General features: G+C 71.2%; 13 protein-coding genes. 4 read left to right on the forward strand and 9 right to left on the reverse strand.

The window, feature by feature from the left end; translation table 11 throughout:
- Positions 1–17 precede the first annotated feature (17 nt).
- On the reverse strand, positions 18–944 hold the full coding sequence (locus AB0A61_RS28545; RefSeq protein WP_361298190.1) for a proline dehydrogenase family protein: 927 nt from the start codon (positions 942–944) through the stop codon (positions 18–20).
- Positions 945–1,105: 161 nt separating this feature from the next.
- Between AB0A61_RS28545 and AB0A61_RS28550 the strand changes: the two genes are divergently transcribed.
- Positions 1,106–2,422, forward strand: a complete 1,317-nt coding sequence (locus AB0A61_RS28550) for a helix-turn-helix domain-containing protein (RefSeq protein ID WP_361298193.1) — start codon at positions 1,106–1,108, stop codon at positions 2,420–2,422.
- On the opposite strand, the gene AB0A61_RS28555 is transcribed toward AB0A61_RS28550, so the two are convergent.
- Complete coding sequence (locus tag AB0A61_RS28555) at positions 2,367–2,966, reverse strand: TetR/AcrR family transcriptional regulator (protein WP_361298196.1); 600 nt, start codon at positions 2,964–2,966, stop codon at positions 2,367–2,369. The genes AB0A61_RS28550 and AB0A61_RS28555 overlap by 56 nt on opposite strands.
- Positions 2,967–3,062: 96 nt before the next feature.
- Between AB0A61_RS28555 and AB0A61_RS28560 the strand changes: the two genes are divergently transcribed.
- Positions 3,063–4,613, forward strand: a complete 1,551-nt coding sequence (locus AB0A61_RS28560) for an MFS transporter (RefSeq protein ID WP_361298199.1) — start codon at positions 3,063–3,065, stop codon at positions 4,611–4,613.
- 153 nt (positions 4,614–4,766) lie between these two features.
- Here AB0A61_RS28560 and serA read toward each other — a convergent pair whose 3' ends face one another.
- The 6 genes from serA to AB0A61_RS28590 form a co-directional block, all read right to left on the reverse strand.
- A complete protein-coding gene (gene serA, locus AB0A61_RS28565; RefSeq protein WP_361298202.1) occupies positions 4,767–6,356 on the reverse strand; it encodes a phosphoglycerate dehydrogenase in 1,590 nt (529 codons plus the stop codon).
- A 279-nt stretch (positions 6,357–6,635) separates the two neighbouring features.
- Positions 6,636–7,634 (reverse strand): ketol-acid reductoisomerase, encoded by a 999-nt coding sequence (gene ilvC, locus AB0A61_RS28570; RefSeq protein ID WP_361298205.1) that lies wholly within the window; start codon positions 7,632–7,634, stop codon positions 6,636–6,638.
- A 119-nt stretch (positions 7,635–7,753) separates the two neighbouring features.
- A complete protein-coding gene (gene ilvN, locus AB0A61_RS28575) occupies positions 7,754–8,278 on the reverse strand; it encodes an acetolactate synthase small subunit (RefSeq protein ID WP_361298208.1) in 525 nt (174 codons plus the stop codon).
- A gap of 18 nt (positions 8,279–8,296) precedes the next feature.
- Positions 8,297–10,153 carry an acetolactate synthase large subunit gene (locus AB0A61_RS28580; RefSeq protein ID WP_361298211.1) on the reverse strand — a complete coding sequence of 619 codons (1,857 nt, stop codon included), beginning with the start codon at positions 10,151–10,153 and terminating at the stop codon, positions 8,297–8,299.
- Positions 10,154–10,389: 236 nt separating this feature from the next.
- On the reverse strand, positions 10,390–13,416 hold the full coding sequence (locus tag AB0A61_RS28585) for an EAL domain-containing protein (RefSeq protein ID WP_361298214.1): 3,027 nt from the start codon (positions 13,414–13,416) through the stop codon (positions 10,390–10,392).
- A 375-nt stretch (positions 13,417–13,791) separates the two neighbouring features.
- A complete protein-coding gene (locus tag AB0A61_RS28590; RefSeq protein ID WP_361298217.1) occupies positions 13,792–14,742 on the reverse strand; it encodes a 2-hydroxyacid dehydrogenase in 951 nt (316 codons plus the stop codon).
- A 77-nt stretch (positions 14,743–14,819) separates the two neighbouring features.
- Between AB0A61_RS28590 and AB0A61_RS28595 the strand changes: the two genes are divergently transcribed.
- Both AB0A61_RS28595 and AB0A61_RS28600 read left to right on the forward strand, forming a co-directional pair.
- Positions 14,820–15,818 carry an aldo/keto reductase gene (locus tag AB0A61_RS28595; protein WP_361298220.1) on the forward strand — a complete coding sequence of 333 codons (999 nt, stop codon included), beginning with the start codon at positions 14,820–14,822 and terminating at the stop codon, positions 15,816–15,818.
- 320 nt (positions 15,819–16,138) lie between these two features.
- Positions 16,139–17,293: a PQQ-dependent sugar dehydrogenase gene (locus tag AB0A61_RS28600; RefSeq protein ID WP_361298223.1), complete on the forward strand. Its 1,155-nt coding sequence runs from the start codon at positions 16,139–16,141 to the stop codon at positions 17,291–17,293.
- A 9-nt stretch (positions 17,294–17,302) separates the two neighbouring features.
- Here AB0A61_RS28600 and AB0A61_RS28605 read toward each other — a convergent pair whose 3' ends face one another.
- Positions 17,303–17,497: a DUF6191 domain-containing protein gene (locus AB0A61_RS28605; protein ID WP_361298226.1), complete on the reverse strand. Its 195-nt coding sequence runs from the start codon at positions 17,495–17,497 to the stop codon at positions 17,303–17,305.
- Positions 17,498–17,525: the final 28 nt, after the last annotated feature.

Genomic DNA, 17,525 nt, shown 5'->3' on the forward strand with positions numbered 1-17,525 from the left:
CGAGCGGGGTGCGGGGCTCAGCCCTTGCTGACCATCGAGCGTGCGAAGAAGCGCAGGTTGGCCGGCTTCTCCGCGAGACGGCGCATGAAGTAGCCGTACCAGTCGGTGCCGTAGGCGGTGTAGACGCGCATGCGGTGGCCCTCGGCGGCGAGCCGCATGTGCTCGTCGCTGCGGATGCCGTAGAGCATCTGGAACTCGTACTCGTCCAGCTTGCGCCCGGCACGCCGTGCGAGCCCCTGCCCGATGCTGATGAGCCGCGGGTCGTGGGACCCGATCATCGGGTACCCGTCGCCCTCCATCAGGGTGCGCAGGATCCGGACGTACGCCTTGTCGATCTCGTGCTTGTTCTGGTACGCGACCTCGGCGGGCTCCTTGTAGGCGCCCTTGACCAGGCGCACCCGGCTGCCGCTCGCGGCGAGGCGGCGGGCGTCGGCCTCGGTGCGGAAGAGGTAGGCCTGGATGACGCAGCCGGTCTGCGGGAAGTCCTTCCGCAGCTCCTCGTGGATGGCGAACATCGAGTCGAGGGTGGTGTGGTCCTCCGCGTCGAGCGTGACCGTCGTACCGATGGCGGCGGCGGCCTCGACGACCGGGCGGACGTTGGCGAGGGCCAGTTCGTGGCCGTTGTCCAGCGCCTGGCCGAACATCGACAGCTTGACCGACATCTCGACCCTCGGGCCGAGCTCCAGGTCCTTGATGCGGTCGATGAGCTGCAGGTACGCGTCCCGGGCGGCGGTGGCCTGCTCGGGCGTGGTGATGTCCTCGCCGACCACGTCCATGGTCAGCTCCAGACCCTTGCCGGTCAGGTCCTTGATGATCGGGACGATGTCGCCGACGGTCTCGCCGGGGATGAAGCGGTCGACGACCTGCTTGGTCACCGGGGCCGCCGAGATCAGGCGTCGCATCCGGTCGCTGCGAGACGCGGCGAGAATCACGGGACCCAGCACGGGGCACCTCCACAAACAAGCACCAGAAGGCCGAAACCCAACCATTGGGGGACGGCACGGAGAACCACCGTGAAAGTAAAGGGTTGTCCAGATCATTGCCATCGACAGCTGTCACGCATCCGCGCACCGGATCTCAGACAGTTGTATGAGGCCCCGCGGAAATGCGGGAGAATGCCCGGGTGGCGGCGGATTACAAGGGTGAGTACCAGGAGCTGGTCGACGAGATCTCGGAGCTGTTGGACGCGCCGGCGACCCTGGAGAACCGGAACTTCGAGCTGATCGCCTTCGGGACCTACGACAGCGAGGGCGACCTGGACCCGTCCGCCCTCGACCCCGTGCGTACCCGCTCGATCCTCACCCGCCGCTCCACCTCTGCGGTCCGCCGCTGGTTCGAGGGCTTCGGCATCACCCGTGCGACCGGTCCGGTGCGCATTCCGCCGACCCCGGACGCCGGGGTGTACCGGGGCCGGATCTGCCTGCCGGTACGCCATCGGGGTGTCGTCCTCGGGTACGTCTGGCTGCTGGACGACGACCCCGGGCCCACCGAGCGGCAGCTCGCGGCCGCCATGGAGGTGACCGGGAGGATCGGCGCGCTGCTGGCGGACGAGGCGCAGCACGGGGCCGACCTCACCCGGGAGCTGCGGGCGGTGCTGACCGCCGAGCGCGGCTGGCCGCAGGACATGGCGGTGGCCGAGCTGCGTACGGCCCTGGGCACCCGCGCGGACGCTCCCCACACGCTCGTGTGCCTCGCCCCCTGGCCCTCGGCCGACCCGGACGACGCGCCCTCGGTGCGCACCCTGCCGGGCGCGACGGCCCTGTGCACGGTGCCCTGGGGGACCACCGCCCGGTGTCTCGCCGTCCTGGTCCGGCTGCGTTCGACGGACACCCTGACCCCGGCGGTGTCGGCGGCGGCGCGCCTGCTGGAACAGGCCGGCGGGACCGGACCCCGGGTGGGGGCGGGAGCCGCAGGGGGAACCGGCACCGGGGCCGGGGCCGGGGCCGCGGCCGCGGCCGGCATCGCCGGCGCGCGGGCCGGGCTCGCGGATCTGGGCGCCGCCTGGGCCGAGGCGTCGGCGGCCGCGCAGGCGGCGCTGGTGGAACCGCGGCTGGGGCCGGTCGCCGAGTGGGCGGCGATCGGAGCGTTCCGCCTGCTCACGGCGCTGCCCCCGGAGGCCGCCCAGGACCCGGCCCTGCGCGCCCTGCTCCTGCCCGCCCACCATGAACTCGCCCGGACCGCCGAGGCCTTCCTCGACTGTGCGGGCCAGGCCGGCCGCACCGCCGCCGAGCTGGGCGTCCACCGCCAGACCCTCTACTACCGCCTGTCCCGGGTGGAGCAGCTGACGGGCCTCGACCTGGACGACGGGGAGGACCGCCTGCTGCTCCACATGGCCCTGAAGGCGGCACGCCTGCAGGGCGCCGGCGCTAGCGCCCCCGCGCCTGCTCCACTGCGGCGATCACCCGGCGCAGCCCCTCGGTGAGCTGGTCGGCGTCGGTGGCCGTGCCGGGGTCGAAGAGCCACTGGACCATGAGCCCCTGCAGGAGTGTCTGGTAGAGGCGGCCTTCGGTGTCGACGGTCTCCGCGTCGAGGTCGGCCTCCGGAACGTCGGTGAACAGGGGCACGATCCCCGAGCGCCCCTCCTCCTGGGTCGCCGCCAGCAGCTTGCGCACCTCCGGTACCCGGTCCCCCTGGAGGATGAGCTCGAAGCTCAGCAGCCAGATCGCCCGCGACTCGGGCACCGAGCGGATGATGTTCGACCACACCTCCCTGAAGCGCTCCAGCGACCCCGCCGGGGCCTGCGTCGCTCCGCCCGCCCCCCAGCCGGGCCCGTAGTGGTCGCCCACCTCCTGCACCAGTGAGACGTAGGCCTCCACCAGCAGCGCGTCCTTCGACCCGTAGTGGTAGCCGATCGAGGCGAGGTTGGTCCCCGACTCCTTGACGATGTCGCGCGCCGTGGTGCGCACGAATCCCTTCTCCAGCAGGCAGCGCTTGGCGCCGTCGAGCAGATCCTCACGGTGTCCCATGCGTGCACCCTACCCGCGATCCATACAAGCGTCCTAGACAACTGACTTATACAAACGTCCTATACAAGCGTTTAAGACGCCCGTACAGTCCTTGCCATGACGAACTCGACGAGCACCACCACGCCCCGGGCCACGGCGGGGCGCCGCGAATGGACCGCCCTGTGCGTGCTGATGCTTCCGCTGCTGCTGGTCTCCATGGACGTCTCCGTCCTGTACTTCGCCATCCCGGCGATCAGCGCGGACCTGGAGCCGAGCGGGACCCAGCAGCTGTGGATCTTCGACATCTACGCCTTCGTCCTGGCCGGTCTGCTGATGACGATGGGCTCGCTGGGCGACCGCATCGGCCGCCGCCGGCTGCTGCTGATCGGCGCGGCCGCCTTCGGCGCCGCCTCACTGGTGGCGGCGTACGCCGACAGTGCCGGGACCCTGATCGCGGCCCGCGCGGTCCTCGGCATCGGCGGCGCGACCCTGATGCCGTCGACGATGGCGCTGGTGCGCACGATGTTCACCGACCCCGCCCAGCGGGCGAAGGCGATCGGCATCTGGTCCGGCGTGATGACCGGCGGGATCGCGCTCGGTTCCGTGCTGAGCGGCGTCCTGGTCCAGTACTTCTGGTGGGGCTCGGTCTTCCTGGTCAACCTGCCCGCGATGGCGCTGCTGCTGGTCCTCGGCCCGTTCCTGCTCCCCGAGTCCCGCAGCCCGGAGCCCGGCCGCTTCGACTTCGTCAGCGTTCCGCTGTCGATGGCCGCGGTGCTCCCCGTGGTCTACGGCCTGAAGGAGATCCCGTCCGAGGGCTGGCACGCGGGTTACGTCGTCTCGATCGCCGTCGGCCTGCTCTTCGCGGCCCTCTTCGTCCACCGCCAGCGCACGGTGGCCTCGCCGATGATCTCGCCGGCCCTGTTCCGCGGCCGGGGCTTCGCCCCCGCGGTCGGACTCAACCTCGTCTGCTCGTTCGGGATGATGGGCTCGGCGTTCTTCACCACCCAGTACCTGCAGTCGGTACTCGGCAAGAGCGCGATGGAGGCGGCCCTGTGGGCGCTGCTGCCGTCGGTGCCCATCGGCATGGCGGCCCCGATCGCGACCACCCTGGTGCAAAAGGGCGTCAACCGCCCCTCCGTGGTCACCGCGGGCTTCGCGATCGCCGCGGCCGGGTACGGCATGCTGGCCCTGGCCGGCACGGACTCGCTCTGGCTGGTCCTGGCCGCCTGCGGTGTCCTCGCCTCCGGGATCGTGGTGGTGATGTCCCAGATGACCGACCTGGCGATGAGCGCGGCCCCGGTGGAGAAGGCGGGCTCGGCCTCGTCACTGCTGGAGACCGGCCAGGAGTTCGGCGGCGCGCTGGGCATGGCGGTCCTCGGCTCCGTCGGCACCGCGCTCTACCGCCACGACATCCCGGCCTCGGCCCCGGCCGCGGCCCACGAGACCCTGGGCGGCGCGCTGGCCGTCGCCCGGCAGCTGCCGGGGCGCGCGGGGGACGCTCTGGCGGCCTCGGCACGCGAGGCCTTCACCAGCGGGATGCAGGGGGCCGCGATCGCGGGGGCGGTGGTGCTGGCGCTCGCGGCCGTCGGGGCGGCGACGACTCTGCGCCGGATCCACGTGCGGGCCACGCCGGTCGCCGAGGCCGAGACCGAGGCGGCGGCAGCCTGAGGCCCCGTGCGGCGCAGAAAACGCCGGACGGGCCGGCTCATCGCCGGCCCGTCCGGCGTTTGCGAACGAGCCCGTTCAGCGCGAACGGGGGTCCGGGGCAGCACCCCGGGGACGGCGACCTCGACCGGCGGTCGCCTCAAGCGAACGGCAGTCTCAGACGAGGTTCACCGAACGGGCCGAGGTAGCTCCGATCTCCGCCGCGACCTCGGCCAGCACCCCGGCGGGCACGGTGTCGTCAACGGTCAGCACCGCCACCGCTTCCCCACCGGCCGCCGCGCGGGACACCTGCATACCGGCGATGTTGATGCCGGCCTCGCCGATGATGCGGCCGACCGTGCCGACGACGCCCGGGCGGTCCTCGTAGCGCAGGACGACCATGTGGTCGGCGAGCGCGAGGTCCACGTCGTAGTCGCCGACCGCGACGATCTTCTGGAGGTGCTTGGGACCGGCCAGGGTGCCGGAGACCGACACCTCCTCGCCGTCCGCCAGGGTGCCGCGCACGGTGACGACGTTGCGGTGGTCGGTCGCCTCGGAGCTGGTGGTCAGGCGCACCTCGACACCGCGCTCCTGGGCGAACAGCGGCGCGTTGACGTACGACACCGTCTCGTCGACGACGTCCTCGAAGACGCCCTTGAGCGCGGACAGCTCCAGCACCTTCACGTCGTGCTGGGTGATCTCGCCGTACACCTCGACGTCGAGCCGGACCGCGACCTCGCCCGCGAGCGCGGTGAAGATGCGGCCGAGGCGCTCGGCGAGCGGCAGACCCGGCTTGACGTCCTCGGCGATGACACCGCCCTGGACGTTCACCGCGTCCGGCACCAGCTCACCGGCGAGCGCCAGGCGCACCGACTTGGCGACGGCGATACCGGCCTTCTCCTGCGCCTCGTCGGTCGACGCGCCGAGGTGCGGGGTGGCCACGACCTGGTCGAACTCGAACAGCGGCGAGTCCGTGCACGGCTCCTTGGCGTACACGTCCAGGCCGGCGCCCGCGACCCGGCCCTCCTTGAGCGCCGAGTACAGCGCCTCCTCGTCGACGATGCCACCGCGCGCGGCGTTGACGATGCGCACGCTCGGCTTGACCTTGCGCAGCGCCTCCTCGCCGATCAGGCCGAGCGTCTCCGGGGTCTTCGGAAGGTGCACGGTGATGAAGTCGGAGACCTCGAGCAGCTCGTCCAGGGTCAGCACCTTGACGCCCATCTGCGCGGCCCGTGCGGGCTGGACGTAGGGGTCGTAGGCGACGACCTTCATGCCGAAGGCCGACATGCGCTGGGCGACCAGGGCGCCGATCCGGCCGAGGCCGACCACGCCCAGGGTCTTCTCGGCGAGCTCGACGCCCGTGTACTTGCTGCGCTTCCACTCGCCGTTCTTCAGCGCGGCGTTGGCCTGCGGGATGTTCCGGGCGGAAGAGAGGATCAGGCCGCACGCCAGCTCGGCGGCGGTCACGATGTTGGAGGTCGGGGCGTTGACGACCATCACGCCGGCCTTGGTGGCGGCGGAGACGTCGACGTTGTCCAGACCGACGCCGGCGCGCGCGACGACCTTCAGCCTGCGCGCGGCGGCGATCGCCTCGGCGTCGACCTTGGTGGCCGAGCGGATCAGGATCGCGTCCACCTCGGCGATGGCGGGCAGCAGTTCGGCTCGGTCGGCGCCGTTGCAGTGCCGGATCTCGAAGTCCGGGCCGAGTGCGTCGACGGTCGCGGGCGACAGCTCTTCAGCGATGAGTACGACAGGTTTCGAGCTCACGTGAGGTCCTCACAAGTCCAAAGCATGCGGACGGCCGTCCCGACGGCCGCAGGCGGAGGAGGGGGGCTAGCCGCGGAAGACGCACGACGCTGTGGGCCTGACGCGTTGTTGTGCAGAAGTGTAGTGGCGCGACCGACGTCGTCTTGCGCCTCTGCGGAAGGATCACCCGTCCGGGGCTGGACGAGGTGGACAACGCCGTGAAACCACTGTGGTAACGACGTTACCCCGGGATCGCCGAGGGGGCCGGAGCGAATCGCTCCGGCCCCCTGGCCGTGAGGCCTACGCCTCCTCGTTCACCCAGCTCATCAGCTTGCGCAGCTGCTTGCCGGTGGTCTCCAGCAGGTGCTCGGAGTCCTGCTGCTTGTACTCGTTGTACTTCTTCAGACCGCCGTGGTACTCGTCCATCCAGTTCCGCGCGAAGGAGCCGTCCTGGATCTCGGCGAGAACCTTCTTCATCTCGGCCTTGGTGGCGTCGGTGATGATGCGCGGGCCGGTGACGTAGTCGCCCCACTCGGCGGTCTCGGAGATCGACCAGCGCATCTTCTCCAGGCCGCCCTCGTACATGAGGTCGACGATCAGCTTCAGCTCGTGCAGGCACTCGAAGTAGGCGATCTCCGGCTGGTAGCCGGCCTCGGTCAGCGTCTCGAAGCCCGCCTTGACCAGAGCCGCGGTGCCACCGCACAGCACCGCCTGCTCGCCGAAGAGGTCGGTCTCGGTCTCCTCGGTGAAGGTCGTCTTGATGACGCCGGCGCGGGTGCCGCCGATGCCCTTGGCGTACGACAGGGCCAGCGCGAAGGCGTTGCCCGAGGCGTCCTGCTCCACGGCCACGATGCAGGGAACGCCGCGGCCCTCCTCGTACTGGCGGCGCACCAGGTGGCCCGGGCCCTTCGGGGCGACCATGCAGACGTCCACGCCGGCCGGGGGCTTGATGAAGCCGAAGCGGATGTTGAAGCCATGGCCGAAGAACAGCGCGTCGCCGTCCTTCAGGTTCGGGGCGATCGACTCCTCGTAGACCTGCGCCTGGATCGGGTCCGGCACCAGGATCATGATCACATCGGCCTCGGCGGCCGCCTCCGCCGGGGTGACCACGCGCAGGCCCTGCTCCTCGGCCTTGGCCTTCGACCTGGAGCCCTCGTGCAGGCCGACCCGGACGTCGACACCCGAGTCACGCAGCGACAGCGCGTGGGCGTGGCCCTGGCTGCCGTAGCCGATGACCGCGACCTTGCGGCCCTGGATGATGGACAGGTCGGCGTCAGCGTCGTAGAACAGCTCGGCCACTTTGGGTTCTCTCCTTGGTGTGCAGGTTGTGCGTCCCACCGTATGCCGGTGAGGGGAAGGGAAGTCTCGGGATCTCGCCATCCGGGCGGCCGGTCTGCCCCGGCCGCCCGAACGTGTCGTTACGCCGAACGGTCCAGGGCGCGCAGCGACCTGTCCGTGATGGAACGGGCACCGCGTCCGATCGCGATGGTGCCCGACTGGACCAGTTCCTTGATGCCGAACGGCTCCAGCATCTTGAGCATGGCCGAGAGCTTGTCGCTGGACCCGGTGGCCTCGATCGTCACGGCCTCCGGGGCGACGTCGACGGTCTTGGCGCGGAACAGCTGGACGATCTCGACGATCTGGGAGCGCGTCTCGTTGTCGGCGCGCACCTTCACCAGAACGAGTTCGCGCTGCACGGCCTGCGACGGCTCCAGCTCGACGATCTTCAGCACGTTGACGAGCTTGTTGAGCTGCTTGGTGACCTGCTCCAGCGGCAGGTCCTCCACGTTCACCACGATGGTGATGCGGGAGATGTCGGGGTGCTCGGTGACGCCGACCGCGAGCGAGTCGATGTTGAAGCCGCGGCGGGAGAACAGGGCGGCGATCCGGGCGAGGATGCCGGGCGTGTTCTCGACGAGGACCGAGAGGGTGTGCTTGGACATGGTTCTCACTCAGCTCTCTCAGTCGTCTTCGTTGTCGCCGAAGTCGGGGCGGACGTCCCGGGCGGCCATGATCTCGTCGTTGGACGTGCCTGCGGCGACCATCGGCCACACCATCGCGTCCTCGTGGACGATGAAGTCGATGACGACCGGACGGTCGTTGATGGAGTTCGCCTCCTCGATGACCTTGTCGAGGTCCTCCGGGGACTCGCAGCGGATGGCGTAGCAGCCCATGGCCTCCGACAGCTTCACGAAGTCGGGGACGCGGGTGCCGGCACTCGGCTGCTTGCCGTCCGCCCCGGGACCGGAGTGCAGGACGGTGTTGGAGTACCGCTGGTTGTAGAAGAGGGTCTGCCACTGGCGGACCATCCCGAGGGCGCCGTTGTTGATGATGGCGACCTTGATCGGGATGTTGTTCAGGGCGCAGGTGGTCAGTTCCTGGTTCGTCATCTGGAAGCAGCCGTCGCCGTCGATCGCCCAGACCGTCCGGTCCGGCCGGCCCGCCTTGGCACCCATGGCGGCCGGGACCGCGTACCCCATGGTTCCGGCGCCCCCGGAGTTCAGCCAGGTGGCCGGGCTTTCGTACTGGATGAAGTGGGCGGCCCACATCTGGTGCTGGCCGACGCCCGCCGCGAAGATCGTGCCCTCGGGCGCCAGCCGGCCGATGCGCTCGATGACCTGCTGGGGGGACAGCGAGCCGTCCTCGGGCTGGTCGTAGCCGAGCGGGTAGGTGTCGCGCCAGCGGCTGAGGTCCTTCCACCAGGCGGTGTAGTCGCCCTGGTGCCCCTCGCTGTGCTCCTTCTGCACGGCCTGGATCAGGTCGGCGATCACCTCGCGGGCGTCACCCACGATCGGCACGTCGGCGGCGCGGTTCTTGCCGATCTCGGCCGGGTCGATGTCGGCGTGGACGATCTTGGCGAACGGGGCGAAGCTGTCCAGCTTGCCGGTGACGCGGTCGTCGAAGCGGGCTCCGAGGGCGACGATCAGGTCGGCCTTCTGCAGCGCGGTGACGGCGGTGACCGCACCGTGCATGCCCGGCATTCCCACGTGCAGCGGGTGGCTGTCGGGGAATGCGCCGAGCGCCATCAGGGTGGTGGTGACGGGCGCTCCGGTGAGTTCGGCGAGGACCTTCAGCTCGGCGGTGGCCCTGGCCTTGAGGACGCCGCCGCCGACGTACAGGACGGGCCGCTTCGCCGAGGTGATCAGCTTGGCCGCCTCGCGGATCTGCTTGGCGTGCGGCTTGGTCACCGGGCGGTAGCCGGGCAGGTCGGTGACCGGCGGCCAGGAGAACGTGGTCTGCGCCTGCAGGGCGTCCTTGGCGATGTCGACGAGGACCGGGCCCGGACGGCCGGTGGAGGCGATGTGGAAGGCCTCCGCGATGGTCCGGGGGATGTCCTCGGCCTTGGTGACCAGGAAGTTGTGCTTGGTGACCGGCATGGTGATGCCGACGATGTCCGCCTCCTGGAAGGCGTCCGTGCCGATCGCCTTCGAGGCCACCTGACCGGTGATCGCGACCAGCGGCACCGAGTCCATGTGGGCGTCGGCGATCGGGGTGACCAGGTTGGTGGCGCCCGGGCCGGAGGTGGCCATGCAGACGCCGACCTTGCCGGTGGCCTGCGCGTAGCCGGTGGCCGCGTGGCCGGCGCCCTGCTCGTGCCGGACCAGGACGTGACGCACCCGGGTGGAGTCCATCAGCGGGTCGTAGGCGGGAAGGATCGCACCGCCGGGAATGCCGAATACCGTCTCAGCGCCGACCTCCTCGAGGGAGCGGATGAGGGACTGCGCACCCGTGACGTGCTCGGGCGCGGACTGGTGTCCTCCGGATCGGGGCCGCGGCTGCGGGTGATGGGCCCCGGTGGCCTGCTCGGTCATCGGCATTCTCTTCTCGATGCTGAGGGTTTTGACGAGATTTGAGCGGAATTCAACTGCCGCACGACTGGTGCTCGTGCAACAAAAAACCCCTCGTGCCGCAAGGCAAGCGAGGGGAGCGCGCCGGTGAGGTCGCTGGGGTTCCGGATCGTCCTCCGGTGGGTCCCAGCTCAGCCGACGCGCTGTCCAAGTACGAGAATTCGGGTGCGCATGGCACTGACCCTCCCCCCGGCACGCACCCACTGTCAAGTGGGTGGGACGGGAGTCTCATTATGTGAGCGAAAGGCCGTCCCGCCTCCGAAAACGACCGGAACACCACTGGTGTACACCCCCGCGCCACCACCGGCGAACACCGGCTCGGCCGGGCCGTGCGGCACCGGATAACGGCCGGAACTGAGCGCCCTGCGCAGCCGGTACTCGTCCAGCGGACCCGAGAAGGCCATGCCCTGCCCGTGGGTGCAGCCCATCGCGCGCAGGGCGACGACCTGCTCGGGCAGGTCCACGCCGTCCGCCACAGACTGCAGCCCGAGGTCGGTGGCGATGCGCAGCAGCCCGTTGGTGATCTTGTGCAGGCGGGCGGACTCGACGACGCCCTCGACCAGGCCGCGGTCCAGCTTGAGGATGTCGACGGGGAGCCTTCTGAGGGCCGTGACGGCCGCGTACCCGCCGCCGAAGCCGTCGAGGGCGATCCGTACGCCGAGCCGTGCCAGGGCGCTCAGGCGCCGCTCCAGTTCGTCCAGCGAGACGCCTGGGGCGAGGTCGGACAGCTCGATCACCAGGGACCCGGAGGGCAGCGCGTGCCGGGCCAGCAGGGCCTCGAAGGAGCCGATCGGCAGCAAGCGGTCCAGCAGGCGGCGCGCACCCATCCGGACCACCACGGGAACGGACAGGCCGGTCGCGGCCCGTTCGGCGGCCTGCTCCACGGCCTCCTCCAGCATCCAGCGGCCCAGTTCCGCCGTCCTGTCGCTGTCCTCGGCCACCCGCAGGAACTCGGCGGGGGTGAAGAGCACCCCCTGGGAGGAGCGCCAGCGGGCCTGGGCGGCGACCGATGTGATCCGGCCGTCCTCGAGGCACACGACGGGCTGGTGCAGCAGCGCGAACTCGCCGTCGTGCAGGGCGGCCCGCAGCCGCGTGGCCAGTTCCGCCTTGCGGACGACGTCCTGCTGCATCTGCGGCTTGTACAGCTCGACGCGCCCCTTGCCGGCCGCCTTGGCCCGGTACATCGCGAGGTCGGCGTTGCGCAGCAGCTCCCCCGCGCCGAGGCCCGTCTCGGCGAAGGCCACGCCGATGGACGCGGCGACACGGACATCGTTGCCGTCGATGAGGTACGGCTGCGACAGCGTCACCCTGAGGCGGTCGGCGAGGTCCAGGATGTGCCCTTCGCGGGCGGTGCGGTCGCGGGTGCCGTCCCCGACGATGAGGGCCGCGAACTCGTCGCCGCCCAGCCGGGAGGCGGTGTCCCCGTACCGGACCGCCTCCTGGAGTCTGCGGGCCGCCTGGACCAGCAGCTCGTCGCCGGCCTGGTGCCCGATCGTGTCGTTGACGGCCTTGAAGCCGTCGAGGTCGATGAACAGCACGGCCGTACCGCGGTCGGAGGAGCGGCGGCCGGACAGTGCCTGCTGCACGCGCTGGGTGAACAGCGCGCGGTTGGGCAGGTCGGTGAGCGGGTCGTGCTCGGCGTTGTGCTGGAGCTGCGCCTGCAGGCGCACCCGTTCGGTCACGTCCCGGCTGTTGAAGATGAGGCCGCCGTGGTGACGGTTGATGGTCGACTCCACGTTGAGCCAGCCGCCGTCGCCGGAGCGGAAGCGGCACTCGATCCGGGTGGTCGGTTCCTGCGACGGGCTGGCGGCGAGGAAGCGGCGCACCTCGTGCACCACACAGCCCAGGTCCTCGGGGTGGATGAGCCCGGCCAGTTCGGTGCCCACCAGCTCCTCCGCGGACCGTCCGTACACCCCCGCGGCGGCCGGGGAGACGTACCGCAGGACGCCGCTGGGCGCGGCGATCATGATGACGTCGCTGGAGCCCTGCACCAGGGAGCGGAAGTGGTTCTCCTTCTGCGCCAGTTCCTGGGCGAGCTTGAGGTTGTCGAGCAGCATGATGCCCTGGCGCATGACGAGGGCCAGTACGACGGCCCCGGCGGTGATCAGCACGACGTGGTCGACGCTGTGGCCGTTGAGCACGTTGAAGAGGATCCCCAGGGTGCACACGGCGGCCGCGAGGTACGGCGTGAGGGCGGCGAGGGAGCCGGCGATGGGCCGGCTGACCGGGTACCGGTCGTGGTCGCCGCCCGGCGCGGGCGGCTGGACGTAGAGGCTGCGGCTCCGCCCGCGCTGTCCGGGCACGTGCTCGTGCACCACGCGCGTGTGCTGCCCGTCGGCCACGCGCGCGTGCCCGTCCGTCTCGCGGCGGCCCGCCTCCGGCTGCGCGGACCGGGGCGCCGCCCAGGGGGCGTACGCCAGGAGCAGCGAACCGGCGAACCAGCCGGCGTCCAGCAGCTGACCGGAGTGGTAGCTGTTGTGCAGCAGCGGTGAGGTGAAGAGGGCGTCGCACACCACGGTCAGCGCGAGCGCACCGATCGCGGTGTTCACCGCGGTGCGGTTGACCGACGAGCGCCGGAAGTGCAGCGCGAGCACCATGCTGACCAGGACGATGTCCAGCAGCGGGTACGCCAGTGACAGCGCGGTGTGGGCGACGCTCGGCCCGTCGAACTTGGCCGCCTGGGCGAGTGCGAGGCTCCACGACAGCGTGAGCAGCGAGCCGCCGATCAGCCAGGCGTCCAGCGCCAGGCACACCCAACCCGCCTTGCCCACCGGCCGCTTGGCGAGCACGAGCAGACCGACGATCGCGGGCGGTGCGAAGCACAGGAAGAACAGGTCGGCGTAGCTGGGGCTGGGTACGGGCTCGTCCAGGACGACCTCGTACCACCCCCAGATCGCGTTGCCCAGGGCCGCCATCGCCGAGGAGAGGGCGAACAGCAGCCACGCGGGGCGGAAGCGGACCCCCGGGCTGCGGGCGTACAGCAGGCAGGACACGGCGGCGGTGCCGGCCGCGGCGCTCAGCCCGAAGTCACCCATGATCAGCGCCACTACAGTCGAACCCCAGTCGAACGCGGAACCGACGGCGTATCCCGCGCACACGAAAGCCAGGGCAAGTTGGTGGATCAGTCTGGAACCGCCGCCGGAGGCCGACGGACGGGGCAGGAGCGCCCCCGGCGAGCGCTGCGGTCGCAGCGCTCCGTCGAGCGTGGTCGCCGCGGGCGGGGGCGGGCTCACCGGATGCTCCTTGCCCGCACGGCCGGGTCCCGCGGGTCCCGGTGCGCTGGGTGCGCGTGCCTCTTGCGGCCGCTGGGCCTGTGATGGTGGTGATGGCTTCCGTGGTGGCCGCGTCTGCGCGCGGCGGTGGGCCAGGTTCGCCGGTGGCGGCCCCGCCGCGTCGGATCGTTCGCCCATAGGCCGTGCATCGCCCGTCGCCCCCCTCACAGTCTGAAATGTCCATCCCCAGCGCCGAACGTGCACGGCGCAGCCCCTGTCGGGGACGATACACCAGTCTCGTCACTCAGGGACATAGCTTCTCTACGCTGCGTGACGAACGGCGAGAATGCGGGTACCGTCCGCGCCCGAGGGGTTGCGGAAAGTACCCGAAGCGGATTATGCGCCTGTCGCGCCCGTCGTCAGGATCACGTTGGCGAGCGGCTCCCGGTTCACGAAGCGGCGCAACTGGTCCACCAGCAGCCGCTTCGCGCGGGGCAGGAAGGCGGACGTGGGGCCGCCGGCATGAGGGGTGATCAGGACGCCGGGCGCGTGCCACAAAGGGTGGCCCGGTGGCAGCGGCTCGGGGTCGGTGACGTCGAGGGCCGCTGTGATGCGCCCGGTCTCCAGCTCGGCCAGCAGCGCCATGGTGTCGACGACGGGGCCGCGCGCCACGTTCACCAGCAGTGATCCGTCCTTCATCCGCGCGAGGAACTCGGCGCCCACCAGGCCGTGCGTGCCCTCTGTCAAGGGCGTGGCCAGGACGACGACATCGGCTTCCGGAAGCAGGGAGGGCAGATCGGTGAGCGGATGCACCGGACCGCGCGCCGTGGTGCGAGGGGAGCGCGCCACGCGCGCCACCCGCGCAACCTCGAAGGGCGCGAGCCGGTCCTCGATGGCTGCGCCGATCGAGCCGTACCCCACGATGAGGACCGTCCTGTCGGCCAGGGCCGGGCGGAAACCGTCGTGCCACTCTCCGCGGTCCTGGGCCCGGACGAAGTCGGGGATGCCGCGCAGGGAGGCGAGGATCAGGGCCAGGGTGAGCTCGGCCGTGCTCGCCTCGTGCACCCCGCGCGCGTTGCACAGCAGCACCCCGTCGGGCAGGTGCTTCAGCCCCGGCTGCACGTGGTCGATGCCGGCGGACAGCGTCTGCACGACCCGGACCGAGCGCATGAGAGGCAGCGGGCGGATCCCGAGGTCGCCGGGTTTCATGTACGGCACGACGTAGAAGGAACAGTCGGCGGGGTCGGCCGGGAACTCCTCGGCGCCGTCCCAGAAGCGGTAGACGGGCCCCTCGGGAAGTCCGTCGATCTCCTCCGGCGCAATCGGCAGCCACACCTCAGCAGTCATGTCAGGAGGCTATGTCAAGGGTGCGCGAACGCAGAGGTTAGGTTGGTGGGCCCTAGCAGAGGGAGGGTTACGGCCAGGTGGAGCGCAGGACGATCGGCGCGGCGGCACTCGTGGCGGGGGCGGTGGGACTCGGGTGCATGCCGATGAGCTGGGCGTACAGCGGGTCGCGGCAGCGGGGGGACGAGTCGCTCAGAGCCGTGCACCGAGCGCTGGACCTGGGCTCGTCACTCCTGGACACGGCCGACATGTACGGCCCGTTCACCAATGAGCTGCTGGTGGGGCGGGCGTTGAAGGAGCGGCGACCGGACGCCTTCGTGTCGACCAAGGTCGGTCTGCTCGTGGGTGAGCAGCACATCGTGGCAAACGGCCACCCCGGCTACGTGAAGCGGGCCTGCGACGCGTCGCTGCGGCGTCTGCAGACGGACGTGATCGACCTGTACCAGCTGCACCGTGCCGACCCCGAGGTACCGGTCGAGGAGACGTGGGGGGCGATGGCCGAGCTGGTCCGGGCCGGGAAGGTGCGGGCGCTGGGGCTGTGCGCGGTGGGAGCCCGGGGCGGGCGCCGGTCCGGGGGGCGGCTGCATGACGGAACGATCCGCCAGCTGGAGCGGGTGCAGCAGGTCTTCCCGGTGAGCGCGGTGCAGGCGGAGCTGTCGGTGTGGTCGCCGGAGGCGCTGGAGACGCTGCTGCCGTGGTGCGAGGCCCGCGGAGTGGGCTTCCTCGCCGCGATGCCGCTCGGCAATGGCTTCCTGACCGGCACGCTGACGCCCGGCGAGGGCTTCGAACCGGACGACGTGCGCGCCCGCCACCCGCGCTTCACCGCGGAGATGATGGCCGCGAACCAGCCGATCGTCGCGGGTCTGCGGCGGGTGGCCCGGCGCCACGGCGAGGACGTGACACCGGCCCAGGTGGCGCTGGCGTGGGTTCTCGCCCAGGGGCGCCATGTGATACCCGTCCCGGGCACCAAGCAGGAACGCTGGGCGGATCAGAACGCGAGGGCGGCCGGCCTGCGCCTGACAGCACGGGACCTCGCGGAGGTGGGGCGGCTGCCCGCGGCACAGGGGTCCTGGGACTGAGGGGCGGGCCCGCGCGGCTGCGCCGCATCGCGTCGCGCTGATCGGGAACTTGGGGGCGCGGGCGGGTAGGGCTGGGCGGCGCGGGCGGGTAGGGCTGGGCGGCGCGGGCCGGGCAGGACTGGGTGGCGCGGACCGGGCAAGACCGGGAAGCGCGGACCGGGCAAGACCGGGAAGCGCGGACCGGGCAAGACCAGGAAGCGCGGACCGGGCAAGACCAGGAAGCGCGGACCGGGCAGGACCGGGAAGCGCGGGCGGGGTAGGACAAGGAGAACCCGCCGCGTCGAAGGGACATGATCGGCATGATCGTGCAACGTCGAGCCGTGACGGCCGTGTTGGCCGCGGCCGCGCTCCTGTGGACGGCCGGCTGCTCCTCCGGCGGTGAAGCGGGACCACCGGGCGGCCCGGACCGCACCGCGCCGAGTCGTACGACCGCGGGAGCCTCGCCCTCCGAAGGGGCGGCCGGTGAGAGCGCGGCGCCCGCCAAGGGCTCGGTGAAGGTGCTGCGCACGGTCGCGCAGGGCCTGAACACGCCGTGGGGTCTGGCGCCCCTGCCCGACGGCGGCCTGCTCGTCGCCTCCCGCGACCAGGGCACGATCACGCGGGTCGACGAGAAGACGGGCCGCGAGACGGAGCTCGGCAAGGTGTCCGGCGTGTCACCGGCCGGCGAGGGCGGCCTCCTCGGCATCGCGCTCTCCCCCGACTACGCCTCCGACCACATGATCTACGCGTACTTCACCTCGGTCTCCGACAACCGCGTCGTCCGCATGCTGTACGACGGGAAGAAGCCCGCCGGGGAGCAGTTGGGCGCTCCCGACACGATCTTCAAGGGCATCCCCAAGGGCATCATCCACAACGGCGGCCGGATCGCCTTCGGCCCCGACGGGATGCTCTACGCGGGCACGGGCGAGAGCGGTCGGCGGGGCCTGGCCCAGGACCGGAAGTCGCCGGGCGGCAAAATCCTGCGCCTGACCCCGGACGGCGGACCGGCTCCGGGGAACCCCTTCCCGGGCTCGCCGGTGTACTCGTACGGCCATCGCAATGTGCAGGGTCTGGCCTGGGACGACAAGCAGCGCCTGTTCGCCTCGGAGTTCGGCCAGGACACCTGGGACGAGCTGAACGCGATCAGGCCCGGTGACAACTACGGCTGGCCGGACGCCGAGGGCAGGTCCGGCAATCCGAAGTACCACGACCCCATTGCCCAGTGGCACACGGACGACGCCTCGCCCAGCGGCATCGCCTACGCCGGGGGCGCCATCTGGATGGCGGGCCTGAAGGGGCAGCGTCTGTGGCGCATCCCCCTGCGGGGCACCCAGGCCTCGGCGGCACCGCAGGCGTTCCTCACCGGCGCCTACGGCCGTCTGCGGACGGTGGTCTCCGCGGGCGGCGACAGGCTGTGGCTGACCACCAGCAACACCGACGGCCGGGGCACCCCCAGGCAGGGTGACGACCGGATCCTGGAGGTGCGGGTCCAGTAGCCCCTGCGCTCAGTGGTCCGCCGGTTCCGCGTCGTCGGAGGGCGGCCCGGGCCGGCGTACGACGACCTTTCCCGAGGCGAGATCGATCGGCCCCCGTGCGGGATCGCTGTCCCCCACGTCCTCCCGGGTCAGCTCCAGCCGGTTCTGTTCGTCCCGGGTGTGCTTGCGGCCGGGCGCGAACAGTTCCTCGAAGACGTTGAACACGGCCCCTCCCCCTCGCCGGTTTCCTCCA

The organism is Streptomyces sp. NPDC046197 (genome assembly GCF_040646295.1).
Taxonomy (GTDB): domain Bacteria; phylum Actinomycetota; class Actinomycetes; order Streptomycetales; family Streptomycetaceae; genus Streptomyces.

What these genes read in the sequence shown, in the direction of transcription:
- AB0A61_RS28550 (WP_361298193.1), top strand. Translation starts at nt 1,106, where the DNA reads ATGCGGGAGAATGCCCGGGTGGCGGCGGATTACAAGGGTGAGTACCAG.
- AB0A61_RS28580 (WP_361298211.1), bottom strand. Translation starts at nt 10,153, where the DNA reads ATGCCGATGACCGAGCAGGCCACCGGGGCCCATCACCCGCAGCCGCGG.
- AB0A61_RS28560 (WP_361298199.1), top strand. Translation starts at nt 3,063, where the DNA reads ATGACGAACTCGACGAGCACCACCACGCCCCGGGCCACGGCGGGGCGC.
- AB0A61_RS28555 (WP_361298196.1), bottom strand. Translation starts at nt 2,966, where the DNA reads ATGGGACACCGTGAGGATCTGCTCGACGGCGCCAAGCGCTGCCTGCTG.
- AB0A61_RS28590 (WP_361298217.1), bottom strand. Translation starts at nt 14,742, where the DNA reads ATGACTGCTGAGGTGTGGCTGCCGATTGCGCCGGAGGAGATCGACGGA.
- ilvN (WP_361298208.1), bottom strand. Translation starts at nt 8,278, where the DNA reads ATGTCCAAGCACACCCTCTCGGTCCTCGTCGAGAACACGCCCGGCATC.